This window comes from Bacteroides sp. AR29 (assembly GCF_900217715.1).
In the GTDB taxonomy this organism is placed as follows: domain Bacteria; phylum Bacteroidota; class Bacteroidia; order Bacteroidales; family Bacteroidaceae; genus Bacteroides; species Bacteroides uniformis.
Map to the genome: position 1 here is coordinate 284,124 of NZ_OBMS01000003.1, position 21,775 is coordinate 305,898.

The 21,775-nt window shown below is 49.4% G+C and carries 13 protein-coding genes; 6 read left to right on the forward strand and 7 right to left on the reverse strand.

Translation table 11 applies throughout. The annotated features are described in order from the left end of the window. Window positions 1-124: 124 nt before the first annotated feature. Together CSD97_RS02610 and CSD97_RS02615 are read right to left on the reverse strand one after the other, a co-directional pair. Window positions 125-1,684 (reverse strand): arylsulfatase, encoded by a 1,560-nt coding sequence (locus tag CSD97_RS02610; protein WP_098031922.1) that lies wholly within the window; start codon window positions 1,682-1,684, stop codon window positions 125-127. A gap of 129 nt (window positions 1,685-1,813) precedes the next feature. After that, entirely contained in the window at window positions 1,814-5,887 is a 4,074-nt protein-coding gene (locus CSD97_RS02615; protein WP_098031923.1) for a hybrid sensor histidine kinase/response regulator transcription factor, read from the reverse strand. Between the two features lie 189 nt (window positions 5,888-6,076). Between CSD97_RS02615 and CSD97_RS02620 the strand changes: the two genes are divergently transcribed. Continuing rightward, a complete protein-coding gene (locus tag CSD97_RS02620; RefSeq protein ID WP_008662096.1) occupies window positions 6,077-7,159 on the forward strand; it encodes an aminoglycoside phosphotransferase family protein in 1,083 nt (360 codons plus the stop codon). After that, window positions 7,150-7,884: a carbohydrate-binding family 9-like protein gene (locus CSD97_RS02625; protein ID WP_098031924.1), complete on the forward strand. Its 735-nt coding sequence runs from the start codon at window positions 7,150-7,152 to the stop codon at window positions 7,882-7,884. The genes CSD97_RS02620 and CSD97_RS02625 overlap by 10 nt, the downstream gene beginning before the upstream one ends. A gap of 563 nt (window positions 7,885-8,447) precedes the next feature. Here CSD97_RS02625 and lpxA read toward each other — a convergent pair. The 4 genes from lpxA to CSD97_RS02650 form a co-directional block, all read right to left on the reverse strand. After that, window positions 8,448-9,215 carry an acyl-ACP--UDP-N-acetylglucosamine O-acyltransferase gene (lpxA, locus tag CSD97_RS02635; RefSeq protein WP_098031925.1) on the reverse strand — a complete coding sequence of 256 codons (768 nt, stop codon included), beginning with the start codon at window positions 9,213-9,215 and terminating at the stop codon, window positions 8,448-8,450. A 99-nt stretch (window positions 9,216-9,314) separates the two neighbouring features. Further along, window positions 9,315-10,700 carry a TolC family protein gene (locus tag CSD97_RS02640; protein WP_005826021.1) on the reverse strand — a complete coding sequence of 462 codons (1,386 nt, stop codon included), beginning with the start codon at window positions 10,698-10,700 and terminating at the stop codon, window positions 9,315-9,317. A 19-nt stretch (window positions 10,701-10,719) separates the two neighbouring features. Further along, window positions 10,720-14,139: an efflux RND transporter permease subunit gene (locus CSD97_RS02645; RefSeq protein WP_098031926.1), complete on the reverse strand. Its 3,420-nt coding sequence runs from the start codon at window positions 14,137-14,139 to the stop codon at window positions 10,720-10,722. Window positions 14,140-14,193: 54 nt separating this feature from the next. Then, entirely contained in the window at window positions 14,194-15,369 is a 1,176-nt protein-coding gene (locus tag CSD97_RS02650) for an efflux RND transporter periplasmic adaptor subunit (RefSeq protein ID WP_005833830.1), read from the reverse strand. Window positions 15,370-15,677: 308 nt separating this feature from the next. Between CSD97_RS02650 and CSD97_RS02655 the strand changes: the two genes are divergently transcribed. After that, window positions 15,678-17,633, forward strand: a complete 1,956-nt coding sequence (locus tag CSD97_RS02655; protein WP_098031927.1) for an Ig-like domain-containing domain — start codon at window positions 15,678-15,680, stop codon at window positions 17,631-17,633. After that, window positions 17,548-18,462, forward strand: a complete 915-nt coding sequence (locus tag CSD97_RS02660) for a DUF3108 domain-containing protein (protein ID WP_080545834.1) — start codon at window positions 17,548-17,550, stop codon at window positions 18,460-18,462. Before CSD97_RS02655 ends, CSD97_RS02660 begins: the two co-directional genes overlap by 86 nt. Here CSD97_RS02660 and CSD97_RS02665 read toward each other — a convergent pair. Further along, the gene (locus CSD97_RS02665) at window positions 18,407-18,850 is read right to left on the reverse strand and encodes a hotdog fold thioesterase (RefSeq protein ID WP_005826009.1); all 444 of its coding nucleotides are present in this window, start codon (window positions 18,848-18,850) and stop codon (window positions 18,407-18,409) included. The two genes, CSD97_RS02660 and CSD97_RS02665, sit on opposite strands and share 56 nt — an antisense overlap. A 178-nt stretch (window positions 18,851-19,028) precedes the next feature. On the opposite strand from CSD97_RS02665, the gene CSD97_RS02670 reads away from it, so the two are divergent. Both CSD97_RS02670 and CSD97_RS02675 read left to right on the forward strand, forming a co-directional pair. Then, entirely contained in the window at window positions 19,029-20,228 is a 1,200-nt protein-coding gene (locus CSD97_RS02670) for a glycoside hydrolase family 88 protein (protein WP_005833826.1), read from the forward strand. After that, complete coding sequence (locus tag CSD97_RS02675; RefSeq protein WP_005833823.1) at window positions 20,225-21,769, forward strand: sulfatase; 1,545 nt, start codon at window positions 20,225-20,227, stop codon at window positions 21,767-21,769. The genes CSD97_RS02670 and CSD97_RS02675 overlap by 4 nt, the downstream gene beginning before the upstream one ends. Window positions 21,770-21,775 lie beyond the last annotated feature (6 nt).

Below are 21,775 nucleotides of genomic sequence, written 5' to 3' on the forward strand. Positions count from 1 at the left end.
GTACTCACTTCAGAGTTGAATCACATCGCAAATGTAGGGGATGGAATATACAAATGCATTAGTTAATAGTTCGCAAAAAGTACGAATTCGTACAAAACTTGCGAACTATACCACTCTTGTACTTTTATTCCCTTTCACTTTGGTTCTTTGCTTCCTTCACCTCTTCCAGTAGGGCAGAGAGCGTTTTTACCTTGCCCGGATGGGCTTCTGCCACATTGTCTTTTTCGGACGGATCAATGGAAAGATTGTACAGTTGGGGCTGCGGGGCGTTGCCCATTTCTATTTTTGTCCAATACTCCAGTGCCGGCTTGTCGCTGGGCTCTATGTATTTCCAGTCTCCTTGGATAATGGAGAGTGTATTGTCCAGATTCTGTTGTACAATATAGTCACATCCGGCAGTATCGGTTCCCAGGAAGTTGTTGAGCTGGTCGCGGCTGTCGGGAGCGATGCCTGCTTCCAGCGGATGGTTCAGCAGGGCGGCGAGTGAAGCGTATACATCAATCATGGAGAAGGGGGCTTGTTGTTTGCCGGGCTTGATGCCATTGGGCCAGCGTACAATGAAGGGAATGCGGGTACCGGCATCGAAAGCGCTGTACTTCCCGCCGCGGTAGTGCTTCATGGGAGTATGGCCGTTCAGCAGTTCGCGTGCCTGGTCCTGATAGCCGTCGTCTATGACGGGACCGTTGTCACTGCAGAATACAAAAATGGTGTTGTCGGCAATGCCGAGGCTATCCAAAGTGTGCATGATTTCACCCACGGTCCAGTCCAGCTGGAGGATGACGTCGCCACGTACGCCCAAACCACTCTTGCCGGCGAAACGCGGATGTGGCACGCGGGGAACATGTACATCTTGCGTACCCATATAAAGGAAGAAAGGTTCGTCTTTATGGGCTGTGATGAAGTTCTTAGCTTTGTCTGTAATCACGTCGGCAATGTCTTCGTCTGTCCAAAGGGCGGATTTGCCGCCGGTCATCCAGCCGATGCGGGGGATGCCGTTGATGATGGTGTTATTGTGCCCCTGGCTGGGTTTCATCTTGACGAGTTCGGGGTTTTCGAGACCGGTGGGCCAGTCACCGACCTTGTGGTCGTAGCTCACAGTGATAGGGTCGTTGGGGTCGAGACCCACTACATGTCCGTTCTCTACAAAGACGCAGGGAACGCGGTCGACGGTAGCGGGGATGATGTATTCATAGTCAAAGCCGATGTCTTGGGTGTTCGGTTTGATGGAGTGGTTGAAGTCTGTACCGCCTTTAGGGCCCAGGCCGAGGTGCCACTTGCCCACTGCTGCAGTGGCGTAGCCTTCTTCCTTGAACATATCGGCCATAGTGACGCAGGCGGTATCGATGATGAGTTCGGAATTGCCCGGAGCAATGCCGGTATTCTTCTGTCGCCAGGGATACATGCCTGTCAGCAGGCCGAAGCGGGAAGGGGTGCTGGTGGAAGAAGTGGCATAAGCGTTGGTAAACTGCATGCCTTGTCCGGCAAGGCGGTCAATGTTGGGAGTGCTTACTTTGGTGGCACCGTAACAGCTCAGGTCGCCGATACCCAGGTCATCAGCAATCAGATATACTACATTGGGCTTCTGCGGCGAGTGCTCCGAAGTCTTGTCTTTAGGTTGGCTTCCGCATCCCGCTATCAGGGCTGCACCGGGAATCAGAGACCACAAGGGGGAAAAATGCTTCATAGTTCTTTGACTTTAGATTGTAATTCTGAGGTCAAAGGTAAGAGGTTTTATGGAATCGGGTGTATAAGGAAGTACAAGGGAAGGGAGAAAAAGTACAAACCGTATCATGCGATGGCTTGATGTACAATATTAAGATGTCTCTTCACTGTCTTCCGTACTTTCCTCTCCTCCATTCTCTCCTTTGCGGTAGGCCAGTGGGCTGACATGGTAAATGTCCTTGAAGCATTTGGAGAAATAGCGTGAAGAACTGAAACCGATCCGGTCCGCAATTTCAGTGATATTCAGCTCCGGATTGTTGCGCAGCATCAGAGCGCCTTTCTTCAGGCGGATGGTCAGGATAAAGTCGTTCGGAGTTTGTCCGGTGATAGCCTTCAGCTTGGTGAACAGATTGGTGCGTGCCATTGCCATTTCACGGGCAAAGACGTTGACGTTGAATTCCGTATCGTCCAGATGTTGCTCGATGACTGCCATGGCACGGTCCAGAATCTCCTTGTCTATGGGGTTGGTGGCAAGCATCTGTACAAAGGCTTGCGGCTGCTTGCTGAACTTCTCCTGCAGGAGGATGCGCGAGTTCACGAGGTTGTTGCAGCGCGAAATCAATAGATTGGTGTTGAACGGCTTGGTGATATAGTCATCCGCACCGATGCGCAGTCCCTCGATATTCTGTTCGATGGCAGTACGTGCCGTGAGCAGTACCACGGGAATATGGCAGGTGTTGAAGTCGCTCTTTATCTGTTTGCACAGTTCCGTTCCCGACATGTTGGGCATCACCACGTCGCTGACTACGATATTGGGCATTTCGCTGCGCACCAGTGCAAGTCCTTCCGCTCCGTCGGCCGCAGTCAGCACTTCGTAGAAGGGCTTGAAGATACCTGCCAGCATGTCGCGGATGGAGTCGTTGTCTTCCACTATCAGGATTTTTGCATCCGGGAGTCGTTTGATGGGAGCACTCTCTTCCAGCTCCGCCTTGAGCAGGGCATCGTTTTCCGGTTTGGGAATTTCTATTTGTTGCACACTGTCTGCATTCTTATTTATTTGCTCTTCGTCAAACTGTGCGTTCCCCAATTGCAGGTTTACGATGAAGCTGCTACCTTTGCCCAGTTCGCTTTCCACACGGATGGTGCCGTGATGGAGCTCCACGATACCCTTCGTCAATGCCAGGCCGATACCCGTACCCGTCTTGCTTGCATCCGTAGAGTCCATTTGGTCTATCTGGTAGAAGCGGTCGAATATCTTGTCCACTTCCCGGGCATCTATGCCGCTGCCGGTATCGGTTACGCGGATGACGGCATTGCTGCCTTCGGTCTTGATGCTGAGGGTGATGCTGTCTTCCGCCTTGGTATGCTTGACGGCGTTGGACAGCAGGTTGTTTATCACTTTCTGCATCTGTTTTTGGTCATACCATACTTCGAGGCTGTCTGTTTCCTTCTCGAAGTAGAGGCTGATTTGTTTGGCGCTGGCATATTCCAGGAAAAGCAGATAGTTTTCGTATAGGAAGTTCACGATGTTGTGTGGACTTACCTTTATCTTCATGTGCCCTTGTTCCTGCTTGCGGAAGTCGAGCAGCTCGGTGATGAGTTCCCGTAGCTGTATGCTGTTCTTGTAGATGCCCAGTACCTTGTTATATATGGCAGGCGTGAAGTTCTGGAGTTGCATCAGCGTTTCCACTTGGGCCACGATGAGTGTCAGCGGGGTGCGGAATTCATGGGAAATGTTGGTGAAGAAACGTAGCTTTGACTGGTTCAGGGCCTCTACGTCACGGATGTGCTTCTGTTCGTACTTCAGTGATTCACGCAACTTGATTCTGGACTTGTAGGTACGCACCAGATACCAGAGCAGGATTCCCGTCACTATCAGGTAGATAAGATAGGCAAGGGGAGTCTTGTAGTAGGGAGGCAACACGTGTATGGTCAGGTGGACTTGCGGACAAAGGCTCTCGTCTTTTCCGTTGGGCTTTATAATCAAGTTATAGGTTCCGGCGTTCAGGTTGGTATAGGTGATGTTGTGCAGTCCACGGGCACTGTTCCAGTCGTTGGAGAAGCCTTCCAGCTTATAGATGATGTCGTCTTTGTTGGCGGCTACATAGTTTGAAGTGGCAAACTCTATGCTGAACATGGACTGGTCAGCGTTGAGCGTAATCTCGGGGGTGCAGTACAAGGCTTGCTGCAGGATACCGGTCTCATCTCCCACTTGTATTTCCGTTCCGTTCACAATGAGGCGGGAGAGGATGATTTTGTAGGGTTTCGGCGTGAAGTTCAACTCCATTTCATGGAAAGAAATCATTCCCTGCGTGCCTCCCAGGAATATCTCTCCGTCACGGGTCACGCAAAGGGCATTCTCGTTGACGGCAGTCATTGGGAAACCGTTTTCGGCACTGTAGTTCAGGAATGCCTTTTGCCGGTAGTCGAAGATGGAGAAGCCCTCGTTGGTGATGAGCAGCAGTTTGCCGCTGGTGGGGGATTCCTCCGTCTCATAGATACAGTCGCTGGAAAGGCCGTTCTTCGCTTGGTCAAAGTTCTCGAAGTCGTTGCTGGCAGGGCGGTATAAGTCCAGTCCGCTGCCCGAAGTGGCGAACCACAGATTGCCTTTGCTGTCTTGGGTAATGTTGTTTACATTGTTGTTGCTGATGCTGTGTGGGTCGGCAGTATCATGGCGGTAGTTGGTCAGTTTGCCGGTATCGAAACGGTAGCTGAACACACCTTCGCCCGTGGCTGCAATCCAGAGCGTACCGTTGCTGTCGAAAGTGACATCTGCCACCATCTTGATTTTTTTGCCTTCTTTGCTGTCCTGGAACAGTTGTTGGCATTTCCCGTTGGCAGGGTCGAAGAGGCAGATTCCGTTTTGGGTGGCTATCACCAGGTGGTCTTGGTAAGGCGCGATATCGCGGATGATGTCGGAAGGCAAGGTCTCCGGATTACCTGCTTCCATGCGGTAGTGTGTGAATTGCCCCGAGCGTATGTCCAGTCTGTTCAGTCCGCCCAGATGGGTTCCTATCCAGATGATGTCTTTGGAGGCATCATAATAGAGAGCCTTGATGTTGTTATGGGAAATACTGTTGGGACCGATTTCCGGGCGGAACCATTTGAACTCACGGGTACGGCGGTTGTAATAGTTCAGTCCGCCCCCTTCGGTGCCAATCCACAGATTGCCGTCCTTGTCTTCGATGGTGCGGCCTACAACCGGATTGCTCAGCCCCTTCTTTTCGATGGGCGAATACATATAGCGGCTGTATATCTCGTACTCGGGGTTGAAGTAGTTGACGCCGCCAAAGTAGGTCCCCAGCCACAGCGTTCCTTGGTTGTCCTTTACGATGCACCAGATGGAAGAGTGTGTCAGTCCGTCGCTCTGGGCATCACTGGCAGTGTGGTTCTGGAAGAGTCCCGTACTTTTGTCATACCGGTTCAATCCGTTGAATGTCCCAATCCAGATGTTTCCCAGATTGTCTTCACAGCAGGCTCGCACGAAGTTGGAAGAGATGCTGTAAGGGTTCTTTGCGTCGTATTCAAAGATTTCGATGGTTCCGTCGGTCTTTACATGGTGCAGCCCTTCTTCCCAGCTGCCAATCCATAACTCGCCTTCGCTGTCTTGGTATATGCTGGTGATGTTGCCTTTCAGGATGGGGTGGGTCAGCTCGTTCTTGTCCAGTTGCAGGCGGTATGCTCCGTCGGTGGTCGTTCCAATCCACATTTGTCCTTTGTCCAGATGCATACAGCAGATTTCCAGACTTTTTCCGGGAAGCTGGTAATAGAGGTCAAAGTTCCCGGTCTGCTCGTTATAGCGGTAGATTTCATTCTGTTTTCCGATGAAAAGGGCCTCTTTGTAATATATGCTGTGTACATTTCCTTGCAGCAGGGTGGTGAATCTTTGGGTGGCGAGATTGAACTCGGCTACTCCTTCCGTACAGAGCAGGTAGATTTTTCCGTTACGGTTGCCGGCCATGCGCAGCACGGTGTTGCAGAAAAGGCTGTAAGGGTCGTTCTTCTGCAGCTTGTAAGTTTGTATGTCTTCTCCGTCATAACGGTTCAAGCCTTCTCGGGTTCCAATCCATAAGACACCGTTTTCATCGATGTAAAGGCTGTTCACGGAGAATTGTGACAGACCGTCGTCGGTTGTCAGATGGTTGAAGGTGATGTTCTGCGCCTGCAGGGTTGCAGCAATCATGCTTACTGAAACAAGAAGCAGCCGGATGATAAACGTTCGCACTTTTCGGGTAGTTTTTAAGGTTTCAGTTACAAATATAGGTATATTTTGTACAAGACTTCTTATTTATTAGGCAGTTTTTGCGGTTATGTTTGGATAAATGTATAATTTTGGAAGCGCGCCGAACGATACTTGTCTTTTGATAGATGGCAATCGGCGTATCTTTGTAAACAAATTAATTCATTTATTATCATGAAAGACCTTTTATCTATTGTATCTCATTTTCAAATGCAGGGTACGGTTCGTGAAATCAAGCCTTTAGGCTCAGGCCTGATTAACGATACGTACAAAGTGACCACCGTTGAGGCCGATGCGCCGGACTATGTTCTGCAACGTATCAATCATGCCATTTTCCAGAATGTAGAGATGTTACAGTCTAATATCGAGGCTGTGACCGGGCATATCCGTAAGAAGCTGGAAGAGAAAGGAGAGGCCGATGTCGAGCGTAAAGTGCTTCATTTCATCCCCACGGCCGAAGGGAAAACCTATTGGTATGACGGTGAGAACTACTGGCGTATCATGACTTTTATTCCCCGTGCCAAGACTTACGAGACGGTGAACCCCGAATATTCCTATTATGCGGGAACTGCCTTCGGTAATTTCCAGGCTATGCTTGCCGACATTCCAGATACATTGGGCGAGACAATTCCCGATTTCCACAACATGGAGTTCCGCCTGAAGCAACTCCGTGATGCTGTGGCTGCCGATGCGGCGGGACGTGTGCAGGAGGTGCGGTATTTTCTGGATGAGATAGAAAAACGCGCTGATGAAATGTGCAAGGCAGAACGCTTGTTCCGTGAAGGCAAACTGCCCAAACGGGTATGCCACTGTGATACGAAAGTGAACAATATGATGTTCGACGAAGACGGTACGGTGCTTTGTGTCATCGACCTGGATACGGTGATGCCCAGCTTCATCTTCTCCGATTATGGCGATTTCCTTCGCTCAGGTGCCAACACGGGGTTGGAAGACGACAAGAATCCGGATAATGTGAACTTCAATATGGAAATATTCCGGGCATTTACCAAGGGCTATCTGGAATCGGGCAAGTCCTTCCTGTTGCCGATAGAGATTGAGAATCTGCCTTATGCGGCTGCCTTGTTCCCATACATGCAGTGCGTACGCTTCCTGGCAGATTATATCAACGGTGATACTTATTATAAAATCCAGTATCCGGAGCACAATCTTGTGCGTACCAAGGCTCAGTTCAAACTGTTGCAGAGTGTGGAGGAACATACACCGGAGATGAAAAAGTTCATTGACTCATGTATCTGAAAAAGTTTTTAATGACGATGGCGGCAGCTCTTTGCATGTTGCCGCTGTCTGCAATTAATCCCCAAAATAGTAAAATGAAAGAATTGAATGTAAAGAAAGTAAGTGTGGCCAATATACCGGTAGAGTCGGTTCCGGCTCTTCTGGATGAAGAGAAGGTGGCGTTTCAGCCCGTAAACACTGTGAATTGGGCTGCTTTTCCTTATACTCCCGATGTGGAATTCCGCATAGCGCATACGGAAGATGCCATTCTGCTGCATTTCAAGGTAAGGGAAGCGAGTGTACGCGCAGTTGCAGGCCACGATAACGGTCCGGTTTGGGAAGATGCGTGTGTAGAGTTCTTCTCTGTGCCTGCCGATGACGGAGTGTACTACAATATGGAGTGTAATTGTGCCGGGACTCTGCTTATTGGGGCAGGTGCCGGACGTGGAAACCGCCAGCATGCCCCGCAAGAGGTGCTCGATAAAGTACAGCGTTGGGCTTCTTTGGGACGTGAGGCTTTCGACGAAAGAGTAGGTGAGTGTGCCTGGGAAGTGGCCCTGGTCATCCCTTATTCCGCTTTCTTCCTGCATGACATCACTTCGTTGGATGGAAAGACGCTCCGTGCCAATTTTTATAAATGCGGTGACAAGCTCCAGACTCCCCATTTCCTTTCCTGGAATCCGATAGGTCTGGAGAAGCCGAACTTCCATTGCCCGGAGTTCTTCGGTACCCTGCATTTCGAGTAGTAGTAGAACAAAAAATTACTCAACCTGCCCTCACCACTATCACCGCTTTTCTGAAACTCCCTATTCATCGCCCTTTCAAGGGTGAGTGAGAGCAAATAAAAAGGGTGAGGGCAAATTTTACCCTCACCCTTCCGAGCGTACCCGGTTGCTTCCTGCTTCTTTCCCCGTCTTTTATAGGACAAGACAGACCATTGTCTACAGAAACAGTATAATAAATACCCTTTATATACTTAATCCGTTAGTTCACAACACAGAACAGTTTGTTCCAGCATTAGAGAACACTTTGTTTCAGTATAGAAAAACACTTTGTTTTCATATAATGGAACGAACTGTTTTGTTAAGGGAAACAAAGTGTTTTCTATAAGGAAACAAAATGTTTAGTTAAAGGAAACAGTTTGTTTTACTTAGCATACTGCCTGGAATGAATATGCATCAAAAAATAGTAAAAGATAATGCAGGAACTATTGTAGAGGAATATAGAAAAAGGCACGAACTACGCAGACTTACAGAAAAGAATTTATTCATCCGTATTGTCTGCGTGATTCGTGCCCGAAGAAGGGTGTTTACTTCACGATTCCTTTGGAATTCTTGATGAAGTTGATGATATTGTGTATCTCGTCACTCATCGGTACTTGGTCTTCAATCTTCTGCAAGGCATCCTGCACGCTGAAGTTTCCCTGGTATACCAGACGGTAGGCATTTACGATATGGCGCAATACACGTTCGGTCACCTGGTGTTTGTGTTGAAGCACAGCAGCGTTGATGCCGTGGTATTCTGCCGGATTACCGTTCATGATGATATAGGGCGGCACATCTTTTGATATGCGGCAGCCTGCCTGAATCAGTACCCAACTTCCAATGTGGCAGTATTGGTGCAGAATGACATTGCTGCTCAGAATGGTACAGTCGTCTATCTGACATTCTCCGGCTACGGTAGTCTTGATACCCAGTACACAATGGTTGCCTATCTGCACGTCGTGGCAGAGGTGTACACCATCCATCAGGTAGTTCTCATTACCGATGCGGGTAGCGCTTCCTGCATGGGTAGCACGGCTGACAACCACGTTCTCGCGGATGTCGTTATTATCACCGATAATCAGCATACTGCTCTCTCCCGTATAGTGGAAGTCTTGCGGTTCGGCACCCAGAACGGCATTGTGATGCACCTTGTTCCCTTTTCCCATGCGGGTACCGTGCAGAATTTTTGCACCCGACATAATAATACAGTCATCACCGATTTCCACGTTCCCTTCGATAAAAGCAAAGGGCTGGATGGTTACATTCTTGCCGATTTTTGCGGCAGAATCTACATAAGCTAACGGACTTATCATAGTAATTAGCGATTAATGATTAATGATTAGTGATAAATGGTTAGTGATTAGGATTTACTATTTCATTAATCGCTAATCACTAATCACTTATCGCTCATTTTATTCTCTTCCTCCTCCAAGCGCTTGATACAGACTGATGACTGCCTGCATGCTGCTGAAGGTGTCGGATACTTCTGCAAGCTGTGCGCTGAGGTAAGACTGCTCGGCAGACAAGACTTCCAGATAGGTCGACGTGCCTAAGTTAAACAATTCTTTTGTATCTGAGGCAGCTTGGCGGGCAGAATTTACTTGAATAGTGCGTGAAACGGCTTTGTCCTTCTCCATTTGATACAGGTGCAGGGCGTTGCTCACTTCATTTCCGGCATTTAGCAGGGCGGTTTGGAACTGAATCTTAGCCTGCTCCTCTTGTGCCTTGGCTTGTTTCAGACGGGCAATGTTGGCACCGCGATAGAACAAGGGTTGCGTCAGCGAACCGATGGCGGAAGCCAGCAGTTTACCCGGGTTGACGATACCTGCACCGGAGTTATTGGTCCAGCCTCCCGAACCGCTCAATGTAATCTGCGGGTAGAAAGCGGCACGGGCGCTGTTGGTATTATAGTAGCTGGCAGCCAGTGACATCTCGGCAGCTTTCACGTCCGGACGGTTGGATAGCAACTGCAAGGGGATACCTACTGAAAATTCCGTAGGCAGCTGTTGCTCTTCCAGTACACCGCGTGCGATGCTCTGTGCCGGTTGGTGCAACATCAGGCAGAGGGCGTTTTCGGTTTCGCGTATGCTCTGGCGTATGTCGGGCAGTGATGCCATGACTTGAGCGTAGGCAGTGCGGCTCTGCTCTACGGCAGCAGAAGTGGTTCCGTAGATGCCTGCATCTTTCATGGCTTGCACGGTCTCCAGGTTCTTTTTCAGAATCTCGACGGTGCCTTCGGTGATTTGCAGTTGGCGGTCCAGCATCAGCAGGGTGTAGTACATGTTGGCTACGCCGGCGATGACTTGCGTCTGAACGGCTTGTTCGTAGAATTGCGTCTGCTTCAAGCTAACCTTTGCTTGTCGCTTCGGGTTCAGCAGTTGACCGAAGAGGTCGACTTGCCAGCTTGCGGTGACGGGCAGGGAGTAGATTTGTGTAGCCTTTCCCTTGTCCCAGCTGCTGACGGTTCCTTGCGGAGACAAGGCAAGCATCGGAGCATAGGCAAGGCGGGCAGACATCAGTGCGGCTTGTGCTTGTTTCACGTTCAAGGCGGCACTGCGCAGGTCACCGTTGTTGGTGAGTGCTTGCTCGATAAGTGTCTGCAGCTGTGGGTCTGTGAACACTTCTCTCCAAGGCAGATTACCGAAGTTGGCCGTATCTGCGGCTAATGTATCGTTCACGGACGCCGTGTCGCGATACAGTCCGGCAGTTGTCATGTCTTCGGGTCTGTCGTATGATTTGTAGATGTGGCAACTGCTCAATAAAGCAGTTGCGCACATCAGGCATATTATTTTCTTCATAATCGCTAATCGTTAATCACTATTTTGTATATTGTTCAATCTCCGGTTCTGCATCCGAGTTGTCCACATCTTCCCATTCCATCGGCTTGAATTTCTCCTGCAGGTACTGGAATGCCACGAACAGTGCGGGCACTATGAAGATTTGCAGAATCATACCGATTAACATACCGCCGATGGCAGACGTACCCAGCGTACGGTTACCGTTGGCACCCGCACCGGAAGCAAACATCAGCGGGAGCAGACCGACAATCATTGCCAACGACGTCATCAAGATAGGACGCAGACGGGCTGCGGCACCCAATACGGCTGCCCAGGTGATACTCATACCCATTCTGCGGCGTTCGAGGGCAAACTCTACAATCAAGATGGCATTCTTGGCCAACAGACCCATCAACATGATGAGGGCAATCTGCATATAGATGTCATTGGACATCGTACCCAGAATCATTTTCAGTGCCGGGATGCTGCCCAATGCGCCTATACCGCCTACAAAGAGGAAGCTACCCAGCAGACCGAACGGCACGGACAGCAATACGGATAAAGGCAGGATGTAGCTTTCGTACTGGGCACTCAGCAACAGATAAACGAATACGAAGCACAATATGAAGATGAGTCCCGTAGTGCTGCCACTCGTTTCGGCCTCTTCACGCGCCATACCTCCCAACTCATAACCGAAACCGGCAGGCAGGTTTTCCTGCGCCACTTCGGCAATGGCTTGCAGAGCCTGACCGGAAGTGTAGCCTGATGCGGGAGCCACCATCACCTTCATGGAGGTGTAGAGGTTGAAACGGCTGATGACGTCAGGACCATATACTTTCTTGATGGAGATGAACTGCGTGATAGGTGCCATCTCGTTGCCGTTGCGCACCTTGATGCTTTGCAGTGTTTCCATATTCTTGGTAGCATCAGGTTCGGCTTGTACTATTACGCGGTACATCTTACCGAAGCTGTTGAAGTTGGAAGCATACAAACCACCGTAATATCCCTGCAAGGTAGTCAAGATGTCATTGGGGCTGATGCCTGCTTTCTTACAAGCGGCAGCGTCAATGTCCAGCTGGTATTGCGGGAAGTGAGGGTTGAAGGATGTCTTGGCAGAGTTGATTTCAGGGCGTGCTTCCAGGGCTGCGTTATAGTTGTTCACCACGTCGAAGAAGTGGTTCAAATCACCACCCGTCTTGTCCTGCATGTTCAACTCGATGTCGCTTGAAGCCGAGTAACCCGGAATCATAGGCGGCGCGAAGAACAATACCTGCGCTTCCTTGATAATCTTTTGGGCGCGCATGTACAAAGTGGCGTACACAATCGTGGAGTTCTGCATCGTGGAACGTTCTTCCCAGTTCTTCAGCTTGATGATGAGTGAACCGTAGGAGGGGCCTTGACCGCCCAAGAAGCTATAACCTGAGATAACGGTACGTGACTGTACGGCAGGGTCTGCAGCAACCAAGCTGTCCACACGGTTCAAAATCTCTTGTGCGCGTTCTTGTGAAGTGCCCGGAGGCAGTGTCACAGCGCCCATGATGGTACCGGTGTCTTCGTTGGGCACCATACCGGTCGGGGTTATCTGCATGAATACGCCCAACAGTACAATAGAGCCGATAACCAGTCCTGCCGATATCCAGCGTTTCTGGATGAAGAACAACACTTGTTTCTTATACTTGCCCAAGATACCGTTGTATGAGTCATTGAAGGATTGTTTGAACTTGTCGGTAGTCATACCTGCCAACGCCAGCACACTGATGATAATCATCAAGCTACACAGAATGGGGTGTTCGCTGAAGCTGAACAGACCGAAAATCATGCCCAGGATAGCTACCGTCACGAAGAGCAGTGTAATGCCGGGACGCATCAACCGGCCTATAGAGTCGGCATAACGTGCAATCATAATCTTGCGGGCTTCCTTGGCGGCAACGCCTACACGCTCTTTCAGACTTTCGTGTCCGCCGTTGTGAGGTTTCAGGAAGATGGCACACAGCGCAGGACTCAGGGTCAGGGCGTTCAGAGCCGAGAAACCGATGGCAATCGCCATGGTCAAACCGAACTGACGGTAGAAAGTACCTGCCGTACCTCCCATGAAGCTCACGGGAACGAATACGGACATCATCACCAACGTAATGGAGACGATGGCACCACCCAGTTCACTCATGGCGTCGATGGAAGCTGTACGGGCCGATTTGTAGCCCTGGTCCAGCTTGGCATGGACGCCCTCGACGACGACGATGGCATCATCGACCACAATCGCAATGGCAAGCACCATGGCCGAAAGGGTCAGCAAGTTGATACTGAAGCCAATCAGTTTCAATACGAAGAAGGTGGCAATCAACGCCACGGGAATGGCGATGGCGGGAATCAACGTGGAGCGCATATCCTGCAGGAAGATATACACTACGATGAACACCAGGATAAAGGCCTCGATCAATGTCTTGATTACCTCATGTATGGAAGCGAAGAGGAAGTCGTTGGCACTCTGTGCAATGTTTATCTTTAAGCCGGCGGGCAGTTTGCTGGAATAGTCGTCCAGTAGGGCCTCGATATCCGAGATGGTCTGCGTGGCATTACTGCCTGCCATCTGGAAAATGATACAACTCACGGCTTTATGTCCGTTTACCATATTGTTGAATCCGTATGACAGACGGCCCAGTTCCACATTTGCTACATCCTTCAGACGGAGTATTTCACCGTTCTCCAAGGCCTTGATGACAATGTTCTCGAACTCCGTAGTCTGTTGCAGACGTCCTTTGTAACGCAGAGTATACTGGTAGGTTTGGTTACCGCGCTCACCCAACTGGCCGGGAGCCGCTTCGATGTTCTGTTCGCTCAAGGCGGCAACCACATCGTTGGGGATAAGTTTGTATTGGGCCATTACATCAGGTTTCAGCCAGATACGCATGGAGTAGTCTTGTCCCAATACCATGGCATCGCCCACACCGTTGACACGTTTCACCTCAGGGATAAGGTTGATGTTGGCGTAGTTTTCCAGGAACTCGATGTTGTACTGGTCTTTTTCATCATAGATGGAGAATACCATCAACATGGAAGTCTGGCGTTTACGGGTGGTTACACCGATTTTGGTAACTTCGGCAGGCAGCAAGCCTTGCGCCATGGAAACGCGGTTCTGTACGTTCACCGCTGCCATATCGGGGTCGGTACCTTGCTTGAAGTAGATGGAGATGTCGCCCGAACCGCTGTTGGTGGCGCTCGAACTCATATACATCATATTTTCCACACCGTTAATCTGGTCCTCCAGCGGAGCGATAACGGAGTTAAGCACCGTTTGGGCATTGGCACCTTGGTAAGTCGCACTTACCGATACGGTGGGAGGTGCAATGTCCGGGTATTGGGTGATAGGCAAGGTAGCCAGACCAATAACTCCTAAGATTACTATCAGGATGGAAATTACCGTTGATAGTACCGGACGGTTAATAAATCTATCTAATTTCATTTCATGAACAATTAAGGAATTAAAAATTGAAGAATTTTTTTATTTTTCATTCTTTCATTGAAACGCAGTCTGAATATTGCCTTCTTTCTGGTCTTTCAGGGCCTTCTGGTATTCGGCTTCCTTTTCAGCAGGCGTGATGGGCGTGATGGACTGTCCGTCCTTCAGGTTCTGTACCCCTTCGATAACGATTTTTTCGCCTGCTTTCAAACCTTCCGTCACGTAATAATACTTGCCGTCGTCTAAGCTGAACACTTTAACTTCGGTATTTTTCAGCGTGTTGTCCGGTTGCAGTACGAATACGAACTGCTTGTCCTGGATTTCGGTAGTGGCAGACTGTGGAATCATGATGACATCATGCAGCGGGTTGGGGAATACCACATTGCCGGTGCTTCCACTACGCAGCACGTTGTGCTTGTTGGGGAAGAGGGCACGCATGGTTACCGAACCGGTAGTCTGGTCAATGACTCCGCTGATTGTCTCCACGCGGCCACTGTCGGCATACATGGTTCCGTCGATGAGCTGCAACTGTACATTCGGCATCTTTTCCAGAATTTCCTTGGTGCTACCGCCTTCACGAATCTGTGACAAGAGTTGGCGTTCGGTCATGGAGAAGTAGGCGTACATTTCGGAGATGTCGGCAACGGTAGTCAGCGGGCTGGCTACGGAAGGACTAACCAAGCTACCTACGCGGTAGGGAATGCTACCTACTACACCGTCACTGGGGCTGGTTACACTGGTGTATGACAAATTGTTCTTGGCATTGACCAATTGGGCATTGGCTTGTGCTAGTTGTGCCTTTGTCTGTGCCAGCTGGTTTTCGGCCATTTGCAAATCGTAGTCACTGATGATGTTTTTCTTGTTCAGTTCACGTTTGTTGTTTACAGTCAGTTCTTGTGTGTTTACGGCAGCTTTGGCTGTTTCAACAGCAGCTTTGGCCGAATTTACGGCTGCCTGATACTGTACGGGGTCGATGCTGAACAACACTTGTCCTTTGCGCACTGTTGCGCCTTCATCCACGTGCAATTTTGTGATGAACCCACTCACCATCGGGCGGATTTCTACATCTTGTTTACCCTTGATAGTAGCAGGGTAGCTGTTTGTCAAGTTGGCAGTGGTGGTCTTTGCCTCAATCACTGCAAATTCGGGAGCTTTACCCGTTCCTTTGTCGCCTTGTCCGCAACTGCTGAGCAGTGCCAGGCAACATGCCAATAATACTAATCTACTCTTCATACTCTTTTTTGTTCTCTGTATAATTTTATATTCTTCTTTTTTTCGATTCTTGAAAGGCGTTTTCGTGTGTAATTCATGATTTAGAAATAAGGCAGGAAAAAGAAAACTGAATACTCCTATTCAGTTTTCGTCTGCAAAAATATTCTTTTCTTAGTATATAAGGGGTGAAACACTTCCTTTTTTAACTATGTTTCATACATAGATGAGAACGAAAGGACATTTTTTGATTAAAATACTGTAAAGCATACCGCTAATTGGCAGATAACCTTTATTTTTGCAGCATGTTAGAACGTAAACGCCATACTAAAATGAAGCCGCTTTTCCGCAGGTTGTTGGGGGGTGTTGCCATAGCTGCCGCACTGTATTCTTGTGCCAGTGTGGGCCGTATTGAAGGAGGACCTTATGATGAGACTCCTCCGCGTTTTATTTCCGGTACTCCCACGCCCGGCGCACTCCATCACAATAAAAATAAACTTTCCATTGAGTTCGATGAATTTATCAAGCTTGACAAGCCGAATGAGAAGATTGTAATATCCCCTCCGCAGGTGCAGCAGCCCGAAATTAAGTCTAATGGGAAGAAGGTGGTCATCACTCTGCAGGATACATTGAAACCCAATACTACTTATACATTCGATTTTGGTGATGCCATCCAGGATAATAATGAGGGGAATCCCTTGGAGAATTTCTTCTATTCTTTCTCTACGGGCGACCGTCTCGACTCTATGGCTGTGGCCGGTACAGTACTGAATGCGGCCAATCTTGAACCGGTGAAAGGAATGCTGGTCGGTCTGCATGCCAATCTGGCCGACTCCGCTTTTACCAAACTTCCTTTTGAGCGGGTGGGGCGTACGGACAGTCGCGGACGCTTCTCTATCCGTGGAGTGGCTCCCGGCAAGTATCGCATTTATGCCTTGCAGGATGCCGACCAGAATTTTGCCTATTCCCAGCCGACGGAAGTGATAGCTTTTAATGACTCTATCATCATTCCTTCCATGGAAGAGCGCATGCGCCAGGATACGACCTGGATAGACTCGCTGACAGTAGATACGATTGTAGAACGTCAATATACCCACTACCTTCCGGATGATGTTCTGCTGCGTGCTTTCAAGGAGCTTTCCTTCTCGCAACGTTTTTTGAAGGCCGAACGGTTGACTCCGGAGAAGTTTTCGCTCTATTTCACTGCTCCGGCAGACACGTTGCCTTTATTGAAAGGATTGAACTTTAATGGGGAAGATGCGTTTGTTATAGAACAGCCTACCGGCCGGAACGATACGATTCATTATTGGATAAAGGATTCTCTGCTCTATAAGCAGGATTCCCTGAAAATGAGTATCACCTATTTGTATACGGATAGCCTGAAACGATTGGTACCCCGTACCGATACTTTGAATGTGCTGGCGAAGTTGACATACGACAAGCAGCAGAAGCAGAAGCAGGAAGCGAAGGAAAAGGAACAGAAAGAGCGTGAGAAGAAAAAGAAGAAGTTGAAGGAAGGTGAGGTGGAAGAGCCCGAGCCGACGGAATTCCTGGCTGTAGATGTGTATGCCCCTTCTGCAATCGATGTATATGATTATCTTACTCTGTCGTTTACGGAGCCGGTGGCAAGCATAGATACCACCGCTTTCCATCTGAAACTGAAAGTGGACTCGTTGTGGCAGGATATCCCGTTCGACTTTATGCGCGACTCTTTGGACTTGAAGCGTTATAATCTGTTTGCCGAATGGGCACCCGGCGAAAGCTATACATTTGAAGTGGATTCTGCTGCCATACGCGGGTTGTACGGGTTGTTCTCCGACAAGATAAAGAAGGACTTCAAGGCCAAGAAGCTGGAAGAGTACGGGCAGATATTCTTTAATGTGCATGGAGCGGACTCTCTGGCTTTTGTGGAACTACTGGACGGTCAGGACAAAGTGCTGCGCACGGTGCCGGTGGTGGATGGGAAAGCCGATTTCTATTTCCTCAATCCGGGCAAATATGGAGCGCGGCTGATAAATGATACGAATGGGAATGGCGTCTGGGATACGGGAAACTATGCCGAGAAGCGCCAGCCTGAAATGGTTTACTATTATCCGATGGTTCTGGAGCTTAAAGCGAACTTTGATTTGACCCAGGAATGGGATATTAAGGCCAAGTCCCTGGATAGGCAGAAGCCGGACGAACTAAAAAAACAAAAACCAGATGAAGACAAGAAAAAGCAAAACAGGAACAAAAATAACCGCAGTGGCAATAGCAGCCGCAACAGTGGTAGAGGCCATAGCTATTAGGCGGAAGCAATTGTTCATTCTATTAATGGTGGGAGCGGTCTGTTTGGGAACCTCCCAGTCTGTTCAGGCCCAATGTACTGCAAAGAATGAAGCTTTCCAGTCGGGCGAGCATGTCATGTACGATTTATATTTCAATTGGAAGTTCATTTGGAAGAAGGTGGGTCTGGCAAGCCTCACTACCAATGCCACGACTTACCATTCCGAGCCTGCATTTCGCTTTAACTTGCTTTGTGTAGGCAGTAAAAAGACCGATTTTTTCTTCAAGATGCGTGATACGTTGACTTGTTATGTCAGCGATAGGTTGGAGCCGCTCTACTTCCGTAAAGCGGCGGAGGAGGGAAGCCGCCATACGGTGGACGAGGCTTGGTTCTCCTACTCGGACGGACTGGCGAATGTAAAGCAGAGACGCACCTGGCACAATCCCGTGCGTGAGGCTCAGGAGATGGAATACAGTGATAGTCGCTGTATCTTCGATATGTTGAGCATTTTGGCGCAGGCGCGCTCTTATGACCCTAAAGACTACAAGGTAGGGCAGAAGATACTCTTTCCCATGGCCACGGGACGCAGGGTGGAAGAGCAGACGTTGATTTACCGCGGCAAGGAGGAGGTCAAGGCGAATAACGACACCGTTTACCGCTGCTTGGTATTCTCTTTCGTAGAGTACAAGAAAGGTAAGGAGAAGGAGGTCATCACCTTCTTCGTATCCGATGATAAGAACCACCTTCCCATTCGCTTGGACATGTATTTGAATTTCGGTTCGGCCAAGGCATTCTTCAAGAGTGTCCGGGGCAACCGCTATCCGATGACGTCTGTGGTAAGGAAAAAGTGATGTTATCCCCTTTTCTAAATACACTGGATTCGAAAGTGGCAATCAGTTTTCCCTCCTGGTTGGTGACGTCGATCTGGTAATATCCGGTGGTGCGGCCGATGTAGCGTTCGCGTGCTTCGGCATACAGTACATCGCCCGGTCCGCTGCTGCGCAGGAAGGTGATATTGGACGAAAGAGAGAAGGCCAATGTTCCGTGGGAGTTGGCTGCTGCTGCCAGTGCCAGGTCGGCAAGGGTGAAGATGGCCCCTCCTTGCGTACGGCCTCCTGCATTGAGATGCTCTGCCGTGATAACCAGGCGTGCCTTGCTGTATCCTTCCTTTATTTCTATCAGTTCTACACCTGCATTCGTGGCGAAGCGGTCGTTCTTAAAAAACTCTTGTGCGGTCATGGGGAGTAATGATTAATGTTTAGTGATTAATGATTAATGGGTGGAAAATATGTGCTTCTGGACGCAAAAGTAACGATTTTAGCCATTAATTGAATTATTTAGGCGGGTCAAATCTGTACACTTGCTCTACTTTTGCAGCAGGAAAAATCATAAACTCTTAATAAATAAATCCCTTATTATGAAAACAGTCCTCACTACATTGGGAATCTCCCTCCTTGTATTGGCAGGTTGCGCAGGGCAAAAGCAGGCTGAAAGCAACTTTATCCAAGAAAACATTGATAATGCTGTGGCTCAGGAGACAATTCAGACAGACATTATCGAAAAATCCGGTAAAATCCTTAATCCCCGTACCATTGATAAGGATGGGAACATTGTCTATGTACCTATCGACGATTGGTGTTCCGGCTTCTTCCCCGGTAATATCTGGCATATGTACGAGTTGACCGGTGACCAGAAGTGGCTGCCGCTGGCAGAGAAGTATACCGAGGATTTGGATTCGGTACAATACCTTACCTGGCACCATGATGTGGGCTTTATGATTGGCAGCAGCTACTTGAACGGATACCGTTTTGCGGGTAAGGAGGAGTACAAGCCGGTCATCATACAGACAGCCAAATCATTGTCTACCCGTTTCCGTCCTGCAGCAGGCGTACTTCAGTCATGGGATGCAGACAAGGGGTGGCAGGCTGAACGTGGCTGGAAATGTCCCGTTATCATTGATAATATGATGAACCTCGAACTGCTGTTCGAAGCTTCCAGGCTGTCCGGTGACTCCACTTTCTACAACATAGCCCGGAAGCATGCCGATACGACTATGGCTAACCATTTCCGTGAGGACAACAGCTGCTATCATGTGGTGGATTATGACCCCGAAACCGGTGAAGTCCGTAAGAGACAGACTGCACAAGGCTATGCCGACGAGTCTGCTTGGGCACGTGGACAAGCGTGGGCCTTGTACGGCTATACCATGTGCTATCGCTATACACACGATGCCAAATACCTGGAACAGGCTGAAAAGGTCTACAACTTTATCTTCAACAACAAGAATCTTCCGGAAGACTTGGTTCCCTACTGGGATTTCGATGCTCCCAATATCCCGAATGAACCTCGCGATGCTTCGGCAGCTGCCTGCACGGCGTCCGCCCTTTACGAGCTGAGTACTTATCTGCCGGATAAGGGATACAAGGAAACCGCCGACCGGATTATGGAAAGCCTCGCTTCTCCTTCCTACCGTGCCAAGGTGGGTACCAACGGCAACTTCATCCTGATGCACTCTGTGGGCAGTATTCCTCACGGTGCGGAGATTGATGTACCGCTGAATTATGCCGACTATTACTTCCTGGAAGGATTGATGCGTAAAAGAGACTTGGAAAAATGAAAACTCAATTAAATATTTTGTTAGGTGGTTTAGGTTTGTTCGCCTTGCAGGGCTGTAAAGCCCCGCAGGCGGAACAATCCGTCCAGCCGAATGTCATTTACGTTTTTCCCGACCAATACCGTAACCAGGCGATGGAGTTCTGGGGCCAGGAAGGTTTTCGCGAGAAAGTGAACTTTCGGAATGACCCGGTGCATACCCCACGCTTGAATGATTTTGCCCGGGAGTCGGTGGTATTGACATCTGCCATGAGCAACTGCCCGTTGAGCAGTCCCCACCGTGGTTCTCTGTTGACGGGAATGTATCCTAATAAGAGTGGTATTCCATTGAATTGCAATTCGAGCCGTCCCATCAGCTCCCTGCGTGAGGATGCTGTGTGTGTGAGTGATGTTTTCTGCAATGCCGGATATGACTGTGCCTACTTTGGCAAACTGCATGCCGACTTTCCTACCCCCAACGACCCCGAACGTCCCGGACAGTATGTGGAAGACCGTGTACCTGCATGGGATGCCTATACGCCGAAAGAACGTCGTCATGGGTTCAATTACTGGTATTCTTACGGTACCTTTGACGAACACAAGAATCCGCATTACTGGGATACGGAAGGCCGTCGCCACGACCCGCGCGAGTGGTCACCGTTACACGAATCGGGCAAGGTGGTGTCTTATCTGAAGAACGAGGGGAATGTACGCGACCCGAAGAAACCTTTCTTCATTATGGTAGGCATGAATCCTCCCCATAGTCCGTACCGTTCTTTGGACGACTGTATGGAGGAAGATTTCAATCTCTATAAAAACCAGCCTCTGGACAGCTTGCTCGTCCGTCCGAATGCCGACTCCAAGATGCTCAAGGCAGAGAGTGCACGCTACTACTTTGCTTCTGTGACGGGTGTCGACCGTGCTTTCGGTCAGATACTCGATGCCTTGAAGGAACTCGGACTGGACAAGAATACCATTGTCGTGTTTGCCTCCGACCATGGAGAGACCATGTGCAGCCAGCATACGGAAGACCCGAAGAATTCCCCATACTCCGAGTCCATGAACGTTCCTTTCCTGGTGCGTTTTCCCAATAAGATTAAGCCCCGCGTGGACGACTTGATGCTTTCCTCGCCGGACATCATGCCTACCTTGTTGGGTCTTGCCGGTCTTGCCGACTCCATCCCGACCGAGGTGCAGGGACGCAACTATGCACCGCTTTTCTTCGATGAAAAGGCGGATATTGTACGTCCCACCGGCGCTCTCTACATCCAGAACCTGGACGGTGAGAAGGATGCGGAAGGTATGGTCCGTTCCTACTTCCCTTCGTCGCGCGGCTTTAAATCGGCGCGCTACACGCTGGCGCTCTACATTGACCGCGAAAACCATAAGCTGGTCAAAAGTTTGTTGTTTGACGATGAAAAGGACCCGTATCAGATGAATAACCTTTCTTTGGAAGAAAACCAAGAAGTCGTAAAAGACCTTTGCGCAGAGATGGGCAAAGTGTTGAAAGAGATTGATGATCCTTGGTATAAGGAAGGTATCTTGAAGGATATGATACCTTATTGATTGGAA

Excerpts from the sequence above, each read along its gene's own strand:
- CSD97_RS02610 (WP_098031922.1), bottom strand. The coding sequence starts at position 1,684 with ATGAAGCATTTTTCCCCCTTGTGGTCTCTGATTCCCGGTGCAGCCCTG.
- CSD97_RS02620 (WP_008662096.1), top strand. The coding sequence starts at position 6,077 with ATGAAAGACCTTTTATCTATTGTATCTCATTTTCAAATGCAGGGTACG.
- CSD97_RS02625 (WP_098031924.1), top strand. The coding sequence starts at position 7,150 with ATGTATCTGAAAAAGTTTTTAATGACGATGGCGGCAGCTCTTTGCATG.
- lpxA (WP_098031925.1), bottom strand. The coding sequence starts at position 9,215 with ATGATAAGTCCGTTAGCTTATGTAGATTCTGCCGCAAAAATCGGCAAG.
- CSD97_RS02640 (WP_005826021.1), bottom strand. The coding sequence starts at position 10,700 with ATGAAGAAAATAATATGCCTGATGTGCGCAACTGCTTTATTGAGCAGT.
- CSD97_RS02645 (WP_098031926.1), bottom strand. The coding sequence starts at position 14,139 with ATGAAATTAGATAGATTTATTAACCGTCCGGTACTATCAACGGTAATT.
- CSD97_RS02650 (WP_005833830.1), bottom strand. The coding sequence starts at position 15,369 with ATGAAGAGTAGATTAGTATTATTGGCATGTTGCCTGGCACTGCTCAGC.
- CSD97_RS02655 (WP_098031927.1), top strand. The coding sequence starts at position 15,678 with ATGAAGCCGCTTTTCCGCAGGTTGTTGGGGGGTGTTGCCATAGCTGCC.
- CSD97_RS02660 (WP_080545834.1), top strand. The coding sequence starts at position 17,548 with ATGAAGACAAGAAAAAGCAAAACAGGAACAAAAATAACCGCAGTGGCA.
- CSD97_RS02665 (WP_005826009.1), bottom strand. The coding sequence starts at position 18,850 with ATGACCGCACAAGAGTTTTTTAAGAACGACCGCTTCGCCACGAATGCA.
- CSD97_RS02670 (WP_005833826.1), top strand. The coding sequence starts at position 19,029 with ATGAAAACAGTCCTCACTACATTGGGAATCTCCCTCCTTGTATTGGCA.
- CSD97_RS02675 (WP_005833823.1), top strand. The coding sequence starts at position 20,225 with ATGAAAACTCAATTAAATATTTTGTTAGGTGGTTTAGGTTTGTTCGCC.